General features: G+C 44.0%; 18 protein-coding genes. 7 read left to right on the top strand and 11 right to left on the bottom strand.

The genetic code is table 11. The annotated features are described in order from the left end of the window. Positions 1–74: 74 nt before the first annotated feature. The 3 genes from GIW82_RS12860 (at position 75) to GIW82_RS12870 (ending at position 2577) form a co-directional block, all read left to right on the top strand. Positions 75–263 (top strand): hypothetical protein, encoded by a 189-nt coding sequence (locus GIW82_RS12860; RefSeq protein WP_154750353.1) that lies wholly within the window; start codon positions 75–77, stop codon positions 261–263. A gap of 86 nt (positions 264–349) precedes the next feature. Beyond that, entirely contained in the window at positions 350–1102 is a 753-nt protein-coding gene (locus tag GIW82_RS12865; RefSeq protein WP_255475172.1) for an AAA family ATPase, read from the top strand. A 404-nt stretch (positions 1103–1506) separates the two neighbouring features. Next, the gene (locus GIW82_RS12870; protein WP_154750355.1) at positions 1507–2577 is read left to right on the top strand and encodes an NAD/NADP-dependent octopine/nopaline dehydrogenase family protein; all 1071 of its coding nucleotides are present in this window, start codon (positions 1507–1509) and stop codon (positions 2575–2577) included. Between the two features lie 233 nt (positions 2578–2810). Here GIW82_RS12870 and dfr read toward each other — a convergent pair whose 3' ends face one another. The 11 genes from dfr to GIW82_RS12925 all read right to left on the bottom strand — a co-directional run bounded on the left by dfr (position 2811) and on the right by GIW82_RS12925 (position 15198). Further along, positions 2811–3305 (bottom strand): DfrD/DfrG/DfrK family trimethoprim-resistant dihydrofolate reductase, encoded by a 495-nt coding sequence (gene dfr, locus GIW82_RS12875; RefSeq protein WP_154750356.1) that lies wholly within the window; start codon positions 3303–3305, stop codon positions 2811–2813. Positions 3306–3452: 147 nt separating this feature from the next. Next, positions 3453–3740 carry a hypothetical protein gene (locus GIW82_RS12880; RefSeq protein WP_154750357.1) on the bottom strand — a complete coding sequence of 96 codons (288 nt, stop codon included), beginning with the start codon at positions 3738–3740 and terminating at the stop codon, positions 3453–3455. Between the two features lie 460 nt (positions 3741–4200). Then, complete coding sequence (locus GIW82_RS12885; protein WP_195914054.1) at positions 4201–5124, bottom strand: hypothetical protein; 924 nt, start codon at positions 5122–5124, stop codon at positions 4201–4203. A 119-nt stretch (positions 5125–5243) separates the two neighbouring features. Beyond that, on the bottom strand, positions 5244–5639 hold the full coding sequence (locus GIW82_RS12890; RefSeq protein WP_154750359.1) for a DUF6262 family protein: 396 nt from the start codon (positions 5637–5639) through the stop codon (positions 5244–5246). Beyond that, positions 5632–7770 carry a tyrosine-type recombinase/integrase gene (locus GIW82_RS12895; RefSeq protein WP_154750360.1) on the bottom strand — a complete coding sequence of 713 codons (2139 nt, stop codon included), beginning with the start codon at positions 7768–7770 and terminating at the stop codon, positions 5632–5634. The genes GIW82_RS12890 and GIW82_RS12895 overlap by 8 nt, the downstream gene beginning before the upstream one ends. 31 nt (positions 7771–7801) lie before the next feature. Continuing rightward, positions 7802–8980, bottom strand: a complete 1179-nt coding sequence (locus tag GIW82_RS12900; RefSeq protein ID WP_154750361.1) for a tyrosine-type recombinase/integrase — start codon at positions 8978–8980, stop codon at positions 7802–7804. 265 nt (positions 8981–9245) lie between these two features. Next, a complete protein-coding gene (locus tag GIW82_RS12905) occupies positions 9246–10373 on the bottom strand; it encodes a DNA/RNA non-specific endonuclease (protein ID WP_154750362.1) in 1128 nt (375 codons plus the stop codon). Positions 10374–10552: 179 nt separating this feature from the next. Continuing rightward, a complete protein-coding gene (locus GIW82_RS12910; RefSeq protein WP_154750454.1) occupies positions 10553–10942 on the bottom strand; it encodes a hypothetical protein in 390 nt (129 codons plus the stop codon). Beyond that, positions 10942–12354 (bottom strand): sensor histidine kinase, encoded by a 1413-nt coding sequence (locus tag GIW82_RS12915; RefSeq protein WP_370456231.1) that lies wholly within the window; start codon positions 12352–12354, stop codon positions 10942–10944. Before GIW82_RS12915 ends, GIW82_RS12910 begins: the two co-directional genes overlap by 1 nt. After that, positions 12351–13022 (bottom strand): response regulator transcription factor, encoded by a 672-nt coding sequence (locus GIW82_RS12920; protein WP_154750363.1) that lies wholly within the window; start codon positions 13020–13022, stop codon positions 12351–12353. The genes GIW82_RS12915 and GIW82_RS12920 overlap by 4 nt, the downstream gene beginning before the upstream one ends. A gap of 76 nt (positions 13023–13098) precedes the next feature. Beyond that, positions 13099–15198 (bottom strand): MMPL family transporter, encoded by a 2100-nt coding sequence (locus GIW82_RS12925; protein ID WP_154750364.1) that lies wholly within the window; start codon positions 15196–15198, stop codon positions 13099–13101. Between the two features lie 397 nt (positions 15199–15595). Here GIW82_RS12925 and GIW82_RS12930 point away from each other — a divergent pair, with 397 nt between their 5' ends. From GIW82_RS12930 to GIW82_RS12945, 4 genes are all read left to right on the top strand, one after another. After that, on the top strand, positions 15596–16405 hold the full coding sequence (locus GIW82_RS12930) for a TspO/MBR family protein (RefSeq protein WP_154750365.1): 810 nt from the start codon (positions 15596–15598) through the stop codon (positions 16403–16405). A gap of 354 nt (positions 16406–16759) precedes the next feature. Next, positions 16760–17446 carry a hypothetical protein gene (locus GIW82_RS12935; RefSeq protein WP_195914055.1) on the top strand — a complete coding sequence of 229 codons (687 nt, stop codon included), beginning with the start codon at positions 16760–16762 and terminating at the stop codon, positions 17444–17446. Positions 17447–17688: 242 nt separating this feature from the next. Then, complete coding sequence (locus GIW82_RS12940) at positions 17689–18366, top strand: CaiB/BaiF CoA transferase family protein (protein WP_370456232.1); 678 nt, start codon at positions 17689–17691, stop codon at positions 18364–18366. A 596-nt stretch (positions 18367–18962) separates the two neighbouring features. Further along, entirely contained in the window at positions 18963–19427 is a 465-nt protein-coding gene (locus GIW82_RS12945; protein ID WP_154750367.1) for a dienelactone hydrolase family protein, read from the top strand. Positions 19428–19524 lie beyond the last annotated feature (97 nt).

Raw genomic sequence — 19524 nt, forward strand, 5'->3', positions numbered from 1 at the left:
CAGCGGCAGGAAAATCGTAGTAGGATGTAGAATAAGTTATCAGAGGAAATCAAAAGTGGAAAGGTCGTGCTGGTATGAGTAAGATTTCTATTTTGATAGTTGGTATTTGTTTGTTATTGATTCCCTTCTTTGCGTATCAACTCATTTATGGATCGGGATTCGGCTCATTCGTTTACTCAGGTTCGATGATCGCGCTGCTGTTTGTTTCAATTGGGCTTGTCATCAGCCATTGGAAAGCGAAAGGTGAGAAAGTAAGTGGATGATTGTATCAGGCCATGTGCTTTGTTGAACGAAATACTTTTATATTAGCCGAAGAGGGTGGCTTATAATCCATCTGAAATCTGTCCAATTGCAAATCAGCCAGAAGGATTCAGGGAATTACCCATACAACCTACCGATTTTGACAAATCTGGAGAAACTCGAATTCACCAAACCGGTTACGATATTGGTGGGGGAGAATGGAACGGGGAAATCGACGTTATTGGAAGGGATCGCCGCCAGCAGCGGAAGCATCTTGATTGGTGGAACAGCGTATGAGGAGTCCGAGCTCTCGAGGGAATTGAAAACGAAATTAAAATTGGTCTGGTCGATCAAGACGAAGAAAGGGTTTTACTTCCGGGCAAATGATTTCACCAATTTCATCAGTAGGTTGAAGGAAGTGAAACGAGATTCCAGGAAAATGATTGAGGAAATTAAGGAAAGTGGCAGAAATAGGCGCGAAGTAATGCCATATGCCCGAACTCTTTACGACTTGGAACGGTTGTACGGGGAAGGCTTGGAAGTCCGGTCACATGGTGAGAGCTTTCTTGATTTGTTCCAGGCGAGGTTGCAGCCGAACGGCCTGTATTTACTGGATGAGCCGGAAGCGCCGCTGTCTCCGATCAAGCAATTGACGCTCATCTCGATCATGAAAGAAATGGTGGACGAGAACTGTCAATTCATCATCGCGACTCACTCGCCGATCTTGATGGCTTTTCCGGAAGCTGAAATCCTTTTGATCGAGGATGGAGTGATCCGGAAAGCCGATTACGATGAATTGGAGCATGTGAAGATCACGAAAGATTTCCTGAACGAACCGGAACGATTCCTGAAGCATTTGTAGCTGGGAATCGCTTCAAAGGACACAAGAGAAAACACCACCACTCCAAAATTTTGGGGCGGGGGTGTTTTTTTCACTTTTTAACCTCGCGGACAGTATTTTGCATCTGCGGACAGTATTTGGTCTGTTCCGGACAGTATTTCGCAAATGCGGACAGTATTCCAATCATTCCGGACAGTATCTCCAAATAATGGAAGTCGAATGGAGTAGAAAAACCCCCAAACACAATTTCATCATTCATATTCCAAATGACGCAAATGCTAACAATAAATGGATACAAAACGGTTAACAGTGGTAAAATAAAAACGAGGGGTGAAAGCGCTCCCATCAAAATAGGGGCGGAATCAGCCGCAACACCTTTTTGCAACTTTTTAGCGTCAACACTATGAAGTCAGGGAGACTGGAATATGAAAATTGCAGTAGTAGGAGCAGGGAATGGCGGTTGCGCAGTAGCAGCAGATTTATCGATGAAGGGGCATGAAGTAACGTTGATTAAGACGTCCGCTTCGATGCATAATGAAAATTTTCAGTATTTGCTGGATCACGACGGGGCAGTCCGGATCGATGAAAAAGGGCAAGTCCGGACAACGAACATCGCCCACGTGACAAAAGAGCTTTCAGCCATCACGGAAGCGAAAATCATCATCGTTTACATTCAAACAAACTACCATGAAGAATTGATGAAGCGGATGGCGGAGTATCTTGCAGATGGCCAGATCGTCTTGATCAATCCGGGGTATTTATCAACAGCGTACTTGCTGAAGTACAGTGCAGGGCGGGACATTACGATTGTGGAAGCCGAGAGCTCGTTCCTGGATTGTCGCATTCTTGAGCCTGGGTACATCAAAGTCGGCTTCCGGAACGTGCGGAATCCACTCGGCGTCTACCCGGTGAAGAATCTCCCGCTCGTGCAAGCGGATCTAGAGGCACTCGGGTTCCCATTCGTTTACTTGTCTTCGGTCGTTGAAGCCGCGCTCCACAATCCGAACTTGATCGTTCACACAGTCGGCGCCATCATGAGCATGCCGCGGATTGAAAAGACCAATGGCGATTACATCATGTACCACGAAGTGTTTACGCCAAGCGTCTGGAAGGTTCTCGAAAAGCTCGACAGCGAAAAAATGGACGTTCTCGAAAAGCTGGGATTCCCAAGGCTTTCATACGTAGAAGCCTGCAAATACCGGAACACGTTGGATGAGACGCAAGATGCGAAAGAAGTGTTCTTCTGGTACGCGGCGATGCCGACACGCGCGAAGGGGCCGGTGAAGGTGAATTCTCGCTATATCACGGAAGACGTGCCGGAAGGACTTGTCATGCTGGAGGCCCTCGGAAAACAGCTGGGAGTAGCGACACCGGTCTGCAGTTCGCTGATCGAGATCGCTTCGGCAGCTTTGGAGCGTGACATGCGTGAGCAAGGGCGCACACCCGAACGCCTCGGGGTAGATAACTTGAAGAAAATATTGGCTGATAAAATATAAGAAAAACGCCGCCTTTCCGGAATCATGGGATTCCGGAGAGGCGGCGTTTTATTTATGGGATGCGCAAGTTATTCCCCGACCATCCCGTCATTATCGCGGTCATCCATGTATGGATACAGCCAGTGTTATATTTAGGTTAGGAAAGCGAAACTGTTGACACTAAAAGGACCACACATATTAGACATGTCTAATGTGTGGTCCATCTTTATTACATTATTCAACTAAAGCCTTCGTTAGCTTAACAATTTTCTTTCATAGACATGAAAATAGTAGTTATAAGGATTTTCTCCATCCATAACACCTTTTTCAACGGATACTTCATCCCATTCATTGAAATTTACTTCTGGAAAAAATGTATCCCCTTCGAATTCATGATGAATTTTTGTAATATACATCTTCTCGACGTAAGGTAAGAACATTTTATAAATTTGTTCTCCCCCAAAAATAAAAATCTCTTTTTCATTTTTACAAATCTTAAACACATCTTCGATTGAATGGACAATTTCACAACCCTCAAATTTATAATTCTTATCTCTCGTTAAGACAATATTCCTTCTTTGAGGTAAAGCTCTTCCAATTGATTCAAGGTTTTTTCTACCTAATATAATCGGATGTCTCTTTGTAGTATTTTTAACATACTCCCAATCCTTTGGAATTCTCCAAGGGATGTCATTCTCTTTGCCAATCACTCTATTCTTACCCATCGCAACAATTAAAGAAACTTTCATATTTAACACAGCCTTTTTTAACTATTTTACCATGTAATTTCTTATTTCAATTGAAATTCCTTGTTCCACTATCCTGCCCCGTTAATTGAATATCAATGTTTTATTCCGATACCTGTTATGATTAACCTTGCACCCTTATAACATCGGCTAAAAATATAATGTCTTTTTCACTTTTGATTTTGGCACTGTGATTAATTTCGCCTTTGCAGTGCCTTTTTTGAACTTTACATTATTTAACCATTCTATAATTGCATCTGAATCATAATTTGGACAATACTTTTCTCCGTTTTCAAACGCCCAATACTTTTTATTCTTGTTCTCATCAAAGATCCAATTTTCAAAGTCTCTTCTAATTTTGTTAATCTTTCTACCCACTTTAGTTGCACAAGAGATGTATTGTATATGTTCATTACCAAAATTTAATTTAATAATCAAAAAGAGTTCCTCCCATTCTACAATTATCCTGACCCGTTACTTCAAAAAAGCGACCCCTCATTATTGAAGAATCGCACTTTAGTTAAAGAGGGAACTAACGATTTTTGTAATATTCCTCTGGATTTGTTATTCCATTTTCAATAAAAAATTCGGCTTCGTTTTTAATTATTTCAATGTAGTTTCTCTTTTTAAAAGGTTTGGTTATTTTGGTAATGCCTCAAATACTTCCTTTTACTCTTAAATGATCTTGGTATAGAGGCAATCCCCTTTTCTTCTCAATACTAACCATCAATTTGGTATCTTTCTTGTCCATAAAATGCAGTCTAAAATGGAAGAAGTGGTCTTTTTCCCCCAGGGATAGGTTTTGATTTCTAACGTACAATCATCGGGAATCTTTTTAGGAGTTAATACAGTGAAATCTAATTTGTCCATTTAATCCGAAAATATCAAATGATAAAAGCTATTTCAAGTTATTTTCAAAGACGAAACCGTTTGACCATGTACCTACGAGTAAATATTTATCATTTTTGCTAAATTCTGCGAAACAAGCATCTGGAATCTCTTCTACAAAGATTGGAGATAAATCATCAAACCTTAAGATCAAAACCCTTTGACTAAATGTTATTACAATAAAATTCCCATCATTCGATACATGAATATGATAAAAGATTTCCATCACATTTAATTTTTCTTTATCTATAAATTTTTCTTTCCTCAGAATAGTTTTTAAGTCGGACTCAAAAAATATGAGCTCATATCTATTAACCATAATATAAACATTATGAACTGGGTCGTAGATAATTGAGTCCCATAGTAATATATCAGGAAGTTTCCAAATTGAGATTAACGGGTTCGTTAAAGGATTACTTACGAAAAGTATACTTTGTTCTACATTATCATTCTCATCTAGATTTGATACCGTAAATAAATAAGAATTTTTATTTTGAATAAACTGATGATAGGTTATATGTGTACTATCTAGATCAGTCAATACATGATATTCACCAGTTTCAATATTAAAAATCGCAATCTGTTTAGAATTATTAATATTAATCGTATCAAGAATTATTAAAGGATTTTCCATTATCTCAAAGTTTACCTCAACAGTTTGGAAGGATTTTCTTGATTGTATGGTTCTATATAGTTGAAAATCACTGGTATTATACGCACAAATAGTTCCAGTTGTATTTTTAATGTAGAACCATTGACCATCTTGCGAGAATTTTATATAACCAGGATGTTTAGGTTTAGGAAGTTCTATCACCTTTTCCCAAGAATATGTATCATAAACAATAGTCTTACTGCCCATTGTGTGACATAAATAACGATTATCATTTGACATCACTATTTCATATGATGTCTTTAATTTTTTGATAAGCTTCATTTGAAACATGTTGCCCGCTCCGTTCGATAATGCCAATTAGTAATCATTTATAAATGTATTGTCCTGTTATTATGTACATATTCTTAAGATACTAGCCTGCTCGGTTAGTTGAATAAGAATTATATCTTCATAAAGTAATCAGTAAGCTTCTCATTTTCTTTTTCGCGTAATCGTTTATTTTCTTGTTCAAGTTCTTTATTCTTTTTTTCCAACTTTTCAATCTTTCTCTTTAGAGAAGCGATTACTGCATTTTGATTGTTCTCGTCACGTTTAATCCTCGAATCCACAAAAGCATTTTGTTGTTGATTTCGTAAGAAATCGATACGTTCTTTGAGCTCAGTATGATTGTAAAGGGTTGCTTTACTCACTCCAGCTTCTTCTGCTACACTATTAAAGTTAATAGCCTTAGAACTCTTTGTAAGGCGTTTAATAGCTTCTTCAACCTTTTCTTTAGTTTCTTGCTTTCTCTTTTCATGTAGCCGCCTTAATTGTTCCTCACGATCAAAACTAGCCATGTTTAACACCTTTCTTTTTCTCACGTTCTAATTGTCTCTTCATGCGGTCAAATCGACCAAAAATAACATTTCCATCTTTGATTGTTTCGTAAATATTTTGGTACCTTTCCAAGTTCTTTTCGTTTGCTTTAACCATATCTTCACGACCATATTCTTTCGACGCTTCAATCCACTTTGTAGTTGTTTCTATGAGAAGCTCGTACTTCTTAACGTCAAAACTTGACATACCTACTGCTAAATCAAAACAAGGTTTTCCATCGTTTGCAGTAAGACAAGGGGGTTCTGCTGCTAATGGGCAATTCCCGTTGACTCTTGCACGACAGGTCCCATAAGGGTTATCTAAGGCGTTTAACTTCTCGTCTTTCCACAACATATCAAGAATGTCTTTAGGGACATCTTCACTTTCTGAGAGTTGGTTAATTTCCCCATTTATGTCAAAGATAAACACACCTTGTTTCACAACCTTCTCGAACTCTTTACGTTTCGTATCATCTAATAGACGAGCATATTGCAACGTCATTTCGGGTGATGCATGGGCTAATAACTCCTGCACCGTTAAAATATCAGCTCCACCATTTATCATTTTTACTCCAAAAGTATGTCGAAACTGGTGAGGTCTGAAGTGAAACAAATTGCCTGATTCATCAGTAATATTTTTTTCTAACGCTAATTTGTTTAGTTCTTCTCGAACAAAATTCTGACTAAAGGGTCTTCCCTTACGGGAACCTCGGTAACGAACAAAAAGGTATCTTTCAGGATTGTTATCATCATTGCTGTTTTGCTTAGAACGGTCAATTAAAACTGCAATTATATCTGCTAGATGATCATCAATGGGTATTTTGTGACCTATTACATACGTCTTTTCAATATCTGTTGTAAGATTTGATTTTCCGTTTATTTTACCTAAACAATCCTGCGTCAATTCCAATGTATCGCTTAAGCGAAGCCCTGTTTTGAAAGAGATCCAGACAATTGGCTGTACATCTGGATGAAGGTCATTTAGATTATTAAACAGTTGTTCCAATACATAGTCAGGTATGTAATCAATTTCATCCGATGATTTTTTAGGGAGATTAGGAAAGTCTTCAGGATATATTAAACGAAACACCATTTCTTCAGGTGCAAAATCTTCGAACTTCTCTAAAATTTGAAGATCTCTTATAAAAGCACGAACACACTTTAATGCTTGACGAACATATTTTTTAGGGTTTGAATTTTTCTTATTTAATTTGGTTTTAGTATGCTCCTTTAACTCTTCTATGTACGTTTCTATATGCTTTCTTTCAAGTTTTTTAAAATCGTTCCATTTAGGATTTTGTTTTGCAATTGAGTTTAAAAAACGAATAGTGTATGTTCCATAACTTAGAGCTGTACCCCAGGTGAAGTTTTTGCCGCTGATTAGACGACCTTTTATATATTCTTTAAATATTTTACTAAAATTTTTATTCTCTATATTTGAAAAATCAATACGATGACAACTAGTTGATTCATTGAAATCTATCCCGTATTTTTTGTTCAGTACCCGTACATCCCATCGATCCTTCTCCCATTCATCACGGGTATCGGTTAATTGAAAAAGTGTATTATAAATCCTTGCTAAAAAGCCATCTATTTCCGTACGGGCAACGATTTCTTCCCCTCTCATCTTCTTGATGTAACTTGTCTTTTCTCCTTTACCATTCAACCAAAAGGTCCAAAGCTTTTGCTCTCTCTTGATGTCTAAATCAAGAAGGGAAGTGAGATTTGGATGCCTTTCGTTTAAATATTCAGCCAGTTTTCTTAGCGAGCCTGATATACTTTTAAATATAGACAATATTCCCCAACGGTCTGAAAAAATTTGATTGTAGTAAACAAACTTAATCTCCATGTTGACGTTTGGATTTACACAGTTGAAGTAAATGTTATTTACTATTCCTTTTCTCTTGTTATATTGCTCTTCAAAATTAGGGATTTTACCAATCTCATGTATATTCCAAACATCATTGACTAAAAAGTAATCATCATTCACAACTCTTCTTGTTACTTTTCCATCGTTGGAAATATCTTTAACCTCGTAAGTGGATAGGGTGGAAGTGATTAAGTCCCAATATTCACTTTTGGGGATTGAATTATTTGGTATGATTTTATCCAATGTTTGTCCTCCTAAAATACTAATCTACCTCTTAAAAAGGAACTACCTCGTCAGGAATACCTGATTGAAAAATTTCCTCTTTGTTCTCTATGCCTCGCCCAATTTCAAAGGCAAGAGAGGCTTTCTCCCAATCCTTACGAATATCATCTTCAGAAGGGTGAACATATAGGTCAATGGTTGTTTGTATTTGTGCATGACCTAGACGTTCTTGTACTGCCTTTATATTCTTTGTTTGAAGATAAAATATGGTTCCATGTGTATGACGAAATAGGTGAGGAGTAATATATATGCCTGTTTTCCTTTCTATCTCTTTAAGAGTTGCATAAACATCAGAATATGTTAGAGGTTCTCCAGCGTTCTTACCCCAAACCTTTACAAATACAAAGTTATGGTCAGGATTATATTCATCTAGCACTTCGAACAAATAATCATCATACAAGTCCATTAGCCCTTGAGAGATGTCAATCTTTCGTTCTCCAGTCTTCAACTTCCCCCCGTTTGGTAACTCCCCTCTATCTGTTAGTTGGATTTTGTGCTTCCTTTGTATTGCGTCAAATTGAAAGTCTTCAAGAAACAAGGAGAGAACCTCACCTATACGAAAGCCACTTTCAAAAAGTAACCTTACTAAAAATCTATCCCTAATATTAGTAGTAGATTTATAGATTTCATTAACTTGCTCCTTTGTAAATATCTTTACTCTTACTCTAGGTTCGTCTAATTTAAGCACATTTTTGAAACGTGGCTTGTCTTTATTTACATGATATAAAAAATCCTTATATCCATTTCCACCTGCACCTTGAAACATCTTCTTCATCAACTTTTCAACAACATTTGATTCAACAAATTCTTCTCTGTATAGATAATCATAAAATGATGTCACTACCGTAAGGTAAGTGTTTACTGTTCTTTCACTACGTTTAGCCTTAACTTCCTTTTGGGGTACTACTTTATTGCTTTCATATGGATTTCTGAGCCAAGCAACGAAGTCAGATATTATTTGAAAGCTAACTTGCTGATAATCAATTCCTCTTTGTTCTAAGTATGTAAAGTAATATTTCAAAGCCGTACAGTAAGTCTGTAAAGTATTGCTACTACTCTCCTTGTTATAGTGAAACTTCATATACTTCGCAACGGGTTCAATGGGCGATCCATTTGAATCCATAAGCAGAAATACTTTTCTATTACCAATCAATATTTGTTCTACCTTCATAAAAGCATCTCCAACCAATTGTAATTTACGATAGTGCTGCTACTTGTAATGTTTACCGTAATTGTTGTTTCATTAAGGTCCTCGAAACTATCGTTTCTGCGGAGTGCTGTCCTCGCACCGAGGCTACGTCCTCCTTAAAACAAACAAACGTTCGTTGTCTATATTATCCATATTAAACCTTCTAAACTATATTTTCAACCATTATTTAATTAATCTATTATGTTAAAAAAAAAGGATAGTTAGTCCCCATATTAGACTAACTATCCTATGAATTATCACCTATATTTAACCAGTGGTCACGTGTGATCGGCATGCGGAAGCCTGCATCTTTCGCCTCTTTGATCGTCACTTGTCCGTTGCCGTTCGTATCGACAGTGGAAACGTCGTTCGCCGGAGTAGATGATCCGGCCGGTTCACTCACAATTTCCGCTTCAGCGGGCTCGCTGCTCGTCAAACCGAGTGAGGCGTTGACATCATCAGGGTTGCCGTTGTCGAATTTATCCACGACTTCGTGGCCTTTTACCGTGTACGTATATTGGTAGCTGGAAGGGATTTGCGTTTCCGCATTCGGATAGGTGATGATCGCTTCGAAATTCGTCGCGCCACCTGCATCGCGGATCACTTTTTCCATATACGCCTGGTCACCGTGGCGGTTGAGCGTACTTTCCTGCGGCGTGATGTTGTAGGCATTCGCGACACCACCGAGTGAATCGGCGATGACGTGGCCTTCGTCTAACTTATCGCTTTCGACACCAGGCACTTTCGCTTCGTCCGAATAATACCTGCCGGAAGAGAGGACGGGTTCGTTGTCCTCGTCTTGCAGCGTGATTTCTTCGGCAACGACCCGCACGAGCTGGCCGTGTTCATTCGTGAAGGCCCAATATTCGCGGTCGCCGAACCCGATGTTCACGACGACATTCGGCTCGCGGTGGCCCGACAAATTCCCGCCATCAACATCGATCCGTTCGTAACCGGCGAACAGTTCATTGTTGCGCTGTTCTTCGGCTTTTTGCTGAGCAAGGCGTTCTTGCTCTTGTTTTTCTTTCTCCGCCTTCTCTTTTGCTAGCTTCTCAGCCGCCGCTTTTTCCTCGTCTTCTTTTTTCGCTGCGGCACGCGCTTCTTCTTGTTTTTTCTCTTCGGCCGCAAGCTCTTCAGCCAGGCGCTGTTCTTCGATTTCCGCCTCTTCGTTCTCGGTGGCATTCGCGGTTTCTACGTCCTCGCCTGAGAAGCCGAGAATGGAGCCGATGATCACGGCGAATGAAACCCCTGCCGCGATTCCGGCCTGCTTCACGCTCAGCCCTTTTTTGAACAAAGCACCAACCAACAACAACACAATGCTCGCTGCGAAAGCCAATAAGGCAACCAGCATCAATAAAATAAACATTACATCCATCTGAACATCCTCCTGATGACTATCGATCTAGAACTATCCTTCTTTTTTCCAAAGATGACTATAACACGAATCGAAAGTTAAGCACAGGAGTCACGTTTTTTAATAAGACGTTATCCGGTAAAAAGACTCCAGGAAGCCTTGTTTAAGCTTCCTGGAGTCTTCCCTGCTTGCAGCTCCTGTTATTCTTTTTCCGTGAAGAACGTGATGACCGCGAACAGGAAGAAGGCGAGCAGCAGTAGCGAGCCGCCAACGATGAACAAGATCATGACGAGCGTTTCACCTAAGTTGAACGGGTTCAAGTTGTACATCCACATGCCGCCGGTCAAGCCGATGGCGCCGATGATGGCGAGGATGCTGTGCGCTGTGACGAGCTTTTTGTATTTGATCGTGTACGTGTGGTAGAAGATACCCCAAGCGAACACCGACAGCCAGCCGACGAGCAGGATGTGCGCGTGGATCGGGCGCAGTGAATAGTCCATTTGTCCGGCCATTTGCGACCCTATGAATGTGCCGATAAAGCCGAAGATGGCCGAGATCTGAATCAGGCGCAAGCCCCATTTCTTTTCCATCATTGAGTTCCTCCGTTCTGGATGTCGTTCGTTTTTGTAGAAGGGAAGTGGATGGTGAATTCGCTTCCTTCGCCGAGCAGGCTTGAGACCAGGATTTCCCCGCCGTGCAGCGCGGTGATCTGCTGCGCGATGGACAGGCCGAGCCCGGTGCCGTCTTTCTGGCGGGCGGCATCCCCGCGGTAAAAGCGGTCGAAAAGCTGCGGGATCGCATCTTCCGTGATGCCGCTGCCGCTGTCTTTGAATGTGACGACAATTTCATCTCCCATGGAGCGCAGACTTATTTCGATGCTGCCGCCAGGCTTGTTGTATTTGATCGCATTGGTGAGTAAGTTATCCCAAACATTCTGCAGCAATTCCTCGTCTCCGCGGAACGTGATCGGTGCAAGCTGATAAGAGATGGTGATGTCTTCTTCCTCCAGCCGCCAGCGGTATTTCTGGATAATGCTCTTCAAGCTTTCGTCCAGGCGCAGGGACCCCGTTTTCATCGGATAGGCGCCCTGGTCGAGCGAGGTGAGCAGGAGCAGTTGGCGTGTCAGGCTCGACAACCGCTTCGCTTCCTGGTCGATGATGGCCGAATAAGTGAGCCGGTCAGCATCAGGCAAGTCCGGCGACTTCAACAGATCCGCATAGCCCTGGATGTTCATGAGTGGCGACTGGAAATCATGCGAAACGTTCGAGATGAACGATTTCCGGACAACATCGTTATGCTGCAGCTGCTTCTGCATCAGGTTGAAGCTCTCGGACAACTGCCCGATTTCGTCGTTGCGCTGGATGTTCAGCGGGTAATTGTAATTTTCCCGTGCGATATGTTTTGTCGCTTCGGTGAGCTGCACGATCGGGCGTGTCAATTGCCGTGACATGAAGACCATGCCGATGATGCTGACGAGCGTCACCGCTAATATGAAGCCGATCAGCACGGAATGGATATCCGTCGATACGAGCTTCATATCCGGCCGGATAAAGAGGCCGTACTGCTCGTCTTCGAGTTCGAGGGGGACGCCCACGGTATTATGCAATTCGTTCGTAAAGTGGCCGATCATAAAGAGTTGATCAGTCAGGCGGTTAAGGCCGGTATACGTTTCGCCGTCTGTCAGCACACGCTGGGCTTGTTCAGGAAGTGTGGTGTCGTCGAAAGAATCGCCGTAAAATACTTTTTCGCCGTCCTTGTCGACCAAGGCCACTTGGTAGCCGAGTTTTGCGACTGCCTGCAAATACGGACCGGCGCCTTCTTTTGAATAGGGCACTTCATGCAACGTTCCGACGATTTCCTCCGCGATCGCGACATTTTGTTCGGTCGCTTCTTCTTTTGTCACGGCAAGGTAGAAAAAATTCGCGAGCACAAATCCAACAATAAGGCTGACAGCCAGGATCGACAGGATGGCGGCGGTGAATTGGCGGTATAACGTTTTCACTTCTTGGCCTCGAGCTTATAGCCGATGCCGCGCAATGTATGGATTTCGACATCGGCGCCGTGCCGTTTCAGCCGCTCACGGATGCGGTTGATGTGGGTGTTCAGTGTCATTTCGCTCACGTCTTTGTCTTCGCCCCAGACGTGTTCCATAAGCAGGAGACGGGGAGTGGCGATGTTCATCCGCGACACCAAAAGGGACAGGAGTTCGAATTCCTTCAAAGGAAGGATCAGTGTTTCGTCACCTATTGCCACTTCGAAGTTCTTGCGGTTGATCGCGATGTTGCCGGCATGGAGATTTTCCTGGACGGCACGTTCGGAACGCCGGAGCACGACCGCCACACGGAACAGCAATTCCTTCGGTTCGAATGGTTTGACCATGTAATCTTCCGTTCCGGAAAGGAAGCCCTTCTCTTTGTCTTCCAGCTGGCCTTTGGCGGTCAGGAGGATGACGGGGACTTCCATTTCCTGCGTCAGATGGCGTGTCAAATCGAAGCCGTCCATCCCTGGCATCATGACGTCGACCACTGCCAAGTCGACGGTTTCTTCTTCAAGGAACATCAATGCTTCTTCCGCGTTGTTCGCGCGGTATACAGTATAGCCCTCTTTGGCCAGATGGATCGAGACCAATTGCTGGATATGGAGATCGTCATCGACGACGAGAATTTTCATCACGGATTCCTCCCCGATTCTTTAAAGGAAGCTGGCAAACGGATTTGCCAGCTTCGTCTTTTCCAGTATGCTGTTTTTACTTGTCTTTTTCAAAGAATAGGATAAGCGCCGGTAGAAGCATCCCGCGGACAAGGAATGTATCGATCAGGATTCCGATGGCAACCATGAAACCGAAGACGAACAAGTCGGCGATCGGCATGGTCGTCAGCGCAGCGAATGTTGCTGCAAGGATGATCCCGGCAGACGAAATGACGCCGCCTGTGTTGCGGATGGCGACTTCGAGCGCGTCTTTCACTTTCTTGCCTTTCCGCTCTTCGATAAAGCGTGATACGAGAATGATGTTGTAATCGATTCCGAGCGCCACAAGGAAGATGAACGCATAGACCGGTACACGCGTGCTGATGGCTTCATAGCCGAACAGGACATCCACGAGGAAGATCCCCAGGCCGAGTGCCGACACGTAAGAGAAGAGGATCGTCGCCATCATGTAGATCGGCATTTTCCACGAACGTGTCATGACGAATAGAAGCACGAGAATGAGCAACGTTTCCAAAATCACGATTTTGTAAATGTCGCTGTTGTTGACATTGCGTTCATCGACCAGTTTTGGTGTAATCCCGCTGAAATGGATTTCGCCATCGATGGAGGCTGCTTCCATTAGCTCATCACTGTCCAGACGCAGTTGTTCGACGAAATCAAGCGCCTCGACCGAATACGGGTTCAGTGAAAGGGCGATGCTGTATTTCAATGCTTCGCCGTCTTCCGTTTGTCCCGACAAGCGGGCTGATGCCACTTCATCGTAGGCCATAAGCTGTTCGGAAAGAGCGGTGGTTTGCTGTTCTGTCAGCGGTTCATTGCCGATCACGAGTAGGGAGGTCGGAGCAAGTTCCCCTTTGTCGAATTTTTCTTCGACGATTTCGTAACCTTGACGGGACGGCAAGTTTTCCGGGAATGATTTCACGGTATCGAATTCAAATTCCAGGTTCAGCACGTTGAGGGATGTGATGACCATCAAGAGAGCTACAATCCCGCCCGACAACCAAGGTTTGTTGACGACGAACTTGGCAATCGGTCCCCACAGGCCGTGTTTCACTGCTTTTGCTTCACCATATTTCGGAACTTTCGGCCAGAATGCTTTTCGGCCGAACAACGTGAAGAGTGCCGGGACAAGTGTCAGTGATGCGATCATAATGATGAAAATCGCCGTTCCGAAAATCGGTGCGAAGTTCGCGTAATCCCGGAAGTCTGCGAAGAATAGGATCAACATTGCTGCCAGTACGGTACCGCCAGCGAAAAATACCGGTTCGCCGGTTGCATGCATGGCATGCTTCATGGCGTCATGTTTGCTTTCATAATGATTCAGCTCTTCCCTGAAACGGGAGAAGACGAACAGAGAATAATCGATGACCGCTGCAAATAGCAGGATGCTCATGATCGACGTTGTCTGGCTTGTCAACTCAAGTCCTGCTTTGCCCATGAAGGCAAGCGTTTGGTTGACGACTTGGTAAACGATCCCCGTCGCGACGAGCGGAATGATCGCAAGAAGCGGCGAGCGGTAAATGGCCACAAGTAGCGCCAAGATAATCAAGACCGTTGCGATCAAAAGCACAAAGTCGGCTTCTTCGAAAAGTTTGACTGTATCGCCGGCGATTCCTGCTGGTCCGGTGATGTAGAATTCCAGGTTTTCGAAGCTGGCGGCGATGTCATTCCCGATCGCGCTCGCTTCATCGTTAATGGCCGCGAAGTCCGCACTGCCGAGTCCAGCAGCAAGTGTCATCGGCACGATGAAAGTCGTGCGGTCTTCGGAGTAGAATCCTGCAAGTGCTGGCGGTGGCAACTGGCTGATGTCGACGATTTCATCGATTCCTTCAACTTCAGCGGCTTTGATGCCATCCAAAATTTCCTGGATGCCTGCAAGGTCGACTTCGCTCTCCGGGTTCTGGAAAACGAGGATGCCCGGTGTGCCTTGGTCGTTCGGGAAGTATTCGTTCATTTTCTTGTCTGCGATGATGGCTTCTGCATCGTCTGGAAGTGACTGGAAGTTCGCCACTTTGTAATCGTTCAAGCTCGGACCGAATGTCAGGACGGCCGCAAGAAGCAGCCACGTGATGATCGTGATCCACATCCCGCGTTTCGTGGAGACCCAGTCCGTGATCGGGCTCAGGAATTTGTTCATAATGAATACGCCTCTTTCCAATAATATAATCTGTCTTATATATCATAGCCGACGAATATAAATTGAAGATGAATTTTCGATGGCGAAGTTTTGACGATTGAACAGAGGAGAATTTGTTGAACAGGTGATAATCGCTGCGGACAGTATGTAGGCCGAATCGGAAGGCAAGTCCAAATAACGGGAATGGATCTGGCCGGATCACTTCCAGTTCATGCAGAAAATAACGTGGAACGGAGCTCCGATACAAATAATCGTATGCCTTTTGAAAAGTGCGTGCTGCAGCGTGTACAGTGGACGGGTTTAGGGAAGACAAGGAAAGAGAGAGCTGATAATACGTTCACCGCCCGGAAAACCCTCAGCTCGAAACGGAAAAATCGAACGGAAGGATGAAGAATTGATGGATAAAAGTACGCTGAAGAAAACGAAGATCTTTACGATTGTTAACCTTGTTGTTTATTTTATGACACTCGGTGTGAATTACCTAGGCTCTTCCGGTTTCTTTAATGGACAGAGTCAAGGCGACATATCGGATAAGTACTTGACGCTCATTTCCCCGGCACCGTTCACATTCTCCATTTGGAGTGTCATCTACAGTCTGTTGCTGATTACGCTGATCTATTTATTCGCCAAACGGAAAGACCGGAAAGTCAGCAGGCTGACATTACTGATTTCGCCATTATTCATCGCGAGTTCGGTCTTTAATATGGCATGGATTGTAGCATTCTCATATGAACGGCTCGGCATCTCGACACTGCTCATTTTCGGCATGTTGCTATCGTTGCTTCTGATCGTAGAGCGGATCTACAAGAAACGTTTTGAAATTCCTTCGACGCTGGCAGGGTTGACGTTCACCATCTACGGCGGGTGGGTGTTTATCGCGACCATCGTCAACATTTCCTTGACCCTCGTGCAACTTGAATGGGATGGCTTCGGCATTTCGGACTCTGTCTGGACGCTGGTGATCTTAAGCGTCGCAATCGCCTTTGTACTTTTTTACTTGAAGCTCTCCAAAAACGCGGCGTTTCCGATCCCGTTGGCGTGGGCATTCTTCGGCATCTATAGTTCCTACGCGGATGGTCGCTTCGATCCGGCGCTGACGACGGTGATTCAAGGATTCCTGCTCGCCGGAATCGGAATCTTCCTGATTGCAGCAATATGGAGATTTATCAAGAACGGCAATGCCTTGTTTTTGAAAAGGGCTGCTTGAAGGAACTGAAAACCCACATCCACTGCTTGCGCACTGGGTGTGGGTTTTCTTGTGGGAAGCAACATGATGGTCAATGCCACCACTTTATAAGAAAGCAAATGAAAAATGCACATGAGAACAGCTAAATCCGCACCGAAACATTGTCACCTCCGAAAAAATGTAAAGCGCAGTTGAATCCTTTTGGCGGTAGGACCGTATTAATAAAGCACTCCGCTATCCGAGAGCTTTGGCGGAGCGAGTTGTTTCAAGAAAGGTATGATGAATGTAATGGGTACGGTTGCACTCGTTCTCTTAATCTTTTTTATCCCATACGCTTGGTTTTTATGGTCAGTAATCAAAAAGCCGCGCTGGAAGATGCCGCTGGTAGTGCTCGCAGCATTGGTGTTTGTCACTTTCCTTGTAAACGGGTATTTGTCGAATACATATGAGCTCGCGTTTTTCCAGAATGGATTCGAGAGCATCGTGGCATTGATTGTCGCGGGAGCGTTCTTGCTGATCCTCTCCATCATTAACGTGACGGTCGGCGTGCTGTTCAAAAATGCGCCGACGTCTCTTCATAACCCGAAAGCCGTCTGGATGTTCACCGCTGTGTTTTGTACGAGCATCCTGTTCTTCACAGTATGGGTTTATCCATTCGCAGAAAAAGCGTCGTACATCAATCAGTTGGAGAAAGCACTCACTGTAGCGGAAGCGCAACAAGATGACGAGGAAATCACGGTCGTGTTCTTGAGATCCGAGAAGAATTGTTTCCGGACTTCGACATCGAATTGCCATGCAGTGCCGTATAAAAACTCCTTCTTCGTGAAAAATAATTTAACCGTTCCAAAAGAAGTCCAAGTGCGAATCCGCGCAATGGATGCAGAGGGCAGTGAATTGGAAGAAGTGGAATCGGTGATCATGACGCTGGAGCCAGGGGAGTTGCGGCTGGTCGAAACGGACGAAACATCTGAACGGACAAGCATCTGGAGCCGTTCATCATTCGAAACCGAGCGGCGTGTCAGTTCGTACGAATCGATCTACCAATATCGCGATGTTAATTGAAAAAACGCACTCCATTTTATAATGGGGTGTTTTTTTCATTGTACGGACAGCGAGTGGGGGAACGAAAGGTATATTTTCACAATATTTTTTCAACTAACCCTTATGACAATCTATACTTGGCACAAGGGCAATTGAGAGTGAACAGCCATCAGCAGATGTTGGGAAACAAAGATGCGCAGCAACTGAGGATTGAGTGAATGGTTCAAACGCACACGTGCACGAAATCACAAGGGTGATACAAAGTGGGCATTTTAGAGGGATTGAAGATATTGGACTTCACGACATTGTTGCCGGGACCGTTCGCAACAATGATGCTGGTGGATATGGGAGCGGACGTCGTGAAAGTGGAATCGCCGCACCGGGAGGATTTGACGAAATATATGCCGTCGATGCATGACGGGATTTCGGCGTTGTACGCACAGCTCAACCGCTCGAAGAAATCGGTTGCACTCGATTTAAAAAAGGCGGAAGCGCAAGACATCATTTTCAAACTTATCGAAGAATACGATATCGTCATCGAGCAGTTCCGGCCGGGTGTCATGGACCGGCTTGGGATCAGCTACGAAGCGCTGAAACGAGTGAATCCAGGCATCATCTACTGTTCAGCGACAGACTACGGGCAGACAAGTCCGCTCCGCGACAAAGCGGGACACGACATCAACCATTTGGCGCTGTCCGGAAGTGCAAGTTACTCCACGCGAAAAAATGAGCGGCCAGTACCAGCAGGAATTCAAATCGCGGATATCGCCGGAGGTTCGCAGCCGGCGGTCATCAGTATACTGGCAGCTGTTTACCACCGCTCCCAAACAGGTAATGGCCAGTACATCGATGTCAGCATCACCGACAACATTTATGCATTCAACGCGATGTATGGCTCGGCCTATTCAGCGGGTGGCGAAACGCCTCGGACAGCCACATGAGTTCGCAGGGATGGCGTGTTTCTTGATAGAGCACGAATACATGAACGGCGAAGTGGTACGGTTGGACGGCGGAATCCGGATGTCCCCGCGGTGATCTTGGTAGGATCGGGGATTTTCAGAAGGTTGAGTAGAGGGTTTGGTTTTTGGTAACTGAGGGGTTCGGCATAATTTTGAAGATATTTTCGTTTTTAACCTTGTGGACAGTAAAGATACCGCTCCGGATAGTATTTCACGAATGCGGACAGTATTTCACCATTTCCATATAGTATTCCCATAATAATGGAAAATATGATGTCCAATTGAGCCGCACAATTTTCGATCGGACAGTAAAAACGTCGAATCGGACAGTATTCGACCCAAATCGGACGGTATCGCCAAAAAAACGGAAATAAACTTCTCGAATTCTGACTCTCTATCAATGAAAAGGTTCTGATCCTTAATATATTTCAGGAAGATTGGGCTTTTTGACGTCGCGACTCACTGGTTTTAATCGACTCGGGATACATTTTGAGACGGATCAGCGCCTCACGCGTTTTTTCACGAACTTTGCTGAAGGTGCTTGGAATAGAAACGACGAAATTGTCCAGGTGGCTATTATGAACTTCAGTCGCAGGAAAGGAGCGTGGAACGCCTTGGAGTACAAGCAGAACGCGAAGAAATGTGTCATCTTGTTGCACGAAATCTATGGGATCAATCAGCATATCACCGGTTATGCCAAACTATTTTTTCAGGAGGGTTTCGATGTCTATGTCCCGGATTTGTCAGGCAGGTCCGAACCATTTTCATACGAGGAAGAAGAGCTCGCATACGAAAATTTCATGTCGAACGTCGGATTTTCAAAAGCGGCAAAGCAAGTGGAGCAGCTAATACAAGAGATTTCTCCGCAGTATGAAGAAGTCCGCATCGTCGGCTTTAGTGTAGGGGCGACGATCGCGTGGCTTTGCAGCGCGAATCCTTCAGTCCAGAAGGTCATCGGGTTTTACGGATCCCGGATTCGGCAGTATGTCGACATCGTGCCGACTGGAGATGTATTTTTGATCTATAGTGAACACGAAAAATAGTTTGATCCGGAAGAACTGAAGGCGAAGTTAGCCGCGCATTCACAGGTGACGATGGAAATTGTTGATGGTGCCCATGGCTTTGCGGATCCTTATTCGG

Origin of the sequence: Planomicrobium sp. YIM 101495 (genome assembly GCF_009707665.1) — a bacterium.
Classification (GTDB): Bacteria; Bacillota; Bacilli; order Bacillales_A; family Planococcaceae; genus Planococcus.

Bases quoted from the DNA above. Each gene is read 5' to 3' on its own strand.
- GIW82_RS12860 (WP_154750353.1), top strand. From the start codon at position 75: ATGAGTAAGATTTCTATTTTGATAGTTGGTATTTGTTTGTTATTGATT.
- GIW82_RS12870 (WP_154750355.1), top strand. From the start codon at position 1,507: ATGAAAATTGCAGTAGTAGGAGCAGGGAATGGCGGTTGCGCAGTAGCA.
- dfr (WP_154750356.1), bottom strand. From the start codon at position 3,305: ATGAAAGTTTCTTTAATTGTTGCGATGGGTAAGAATAGAGTGATTGGC.
- GIW82_RS12885 (WP_195914054.1), bottom strand. From the start codon at position 5,124: ATGAAGCTTATCAAAAAATTAAAGACATCATATGAAATAGTGATGTCA.
- GIW82_RS12890 (WP_154750359.1), bottom strand. From the start codon at position 5,639: ATGGCTAGTTTTGATCGTGAGGAACAATTAAGGCGGCTACATGAAAAG.
- GIW82_RS12900 (WP_154750361.1), bottom strand. From the start codon at position 8,980: ATGAAGGTAGAACAAATATTGATTGGTAATAGAAAAGTATTTCTGCTT.
- GIW82_RS12905 (WP_154750362.1), bottom strand. From the start codon at position 10,373: ATGGATGTAATGTTTATTTTATTGATGCTGGTTGCCTTATTGGCTTTC.
- GIW82_RS12910 (WP_154750454.1), bottom strand. From the start codon at position 10,942: ATGGAAAAGAAATGGGGCTTGCGCCTGATTCAGATCTCGGCCATCTTC.
- GIW82_RS12920 (WP_154750363.1), bottom strand. From the start codon at position 13,022: ATGAAAATTCTCGTCGTCGATGACGATCTCCATATCCAGCAATTGGTC.
- GIW82_RS12925 (WP_154750364.1), bottom strand. From the start codon at position 15,198: ATGAACAAATTCCTGAGCCCGATCACGGACTGGGTCTCCACGAAACGC.
- GIW82_RS12930 (WP_154750365.1), top strand. From the start codon at position 15,596: ATGGATAAAAGTACGCTGAAGAAAACGAAGATCTTTACGATTGTTAAC.
- GIW82_RS12935 (WP_195914055.1), top strand. From the start codon at position 16,760: ATGCCGCTGGTAGTGCTCGCAGCATTGGTGTTTGTCACTTTCCTTGTA.
- GIW82_RS12945 (WP_154750367.1), top strand. From the start codon at position 18,963: ATGAACTTCAGTCGCAGGAAAGGAGCGTGGAACGCCTTGGAGTACAAG.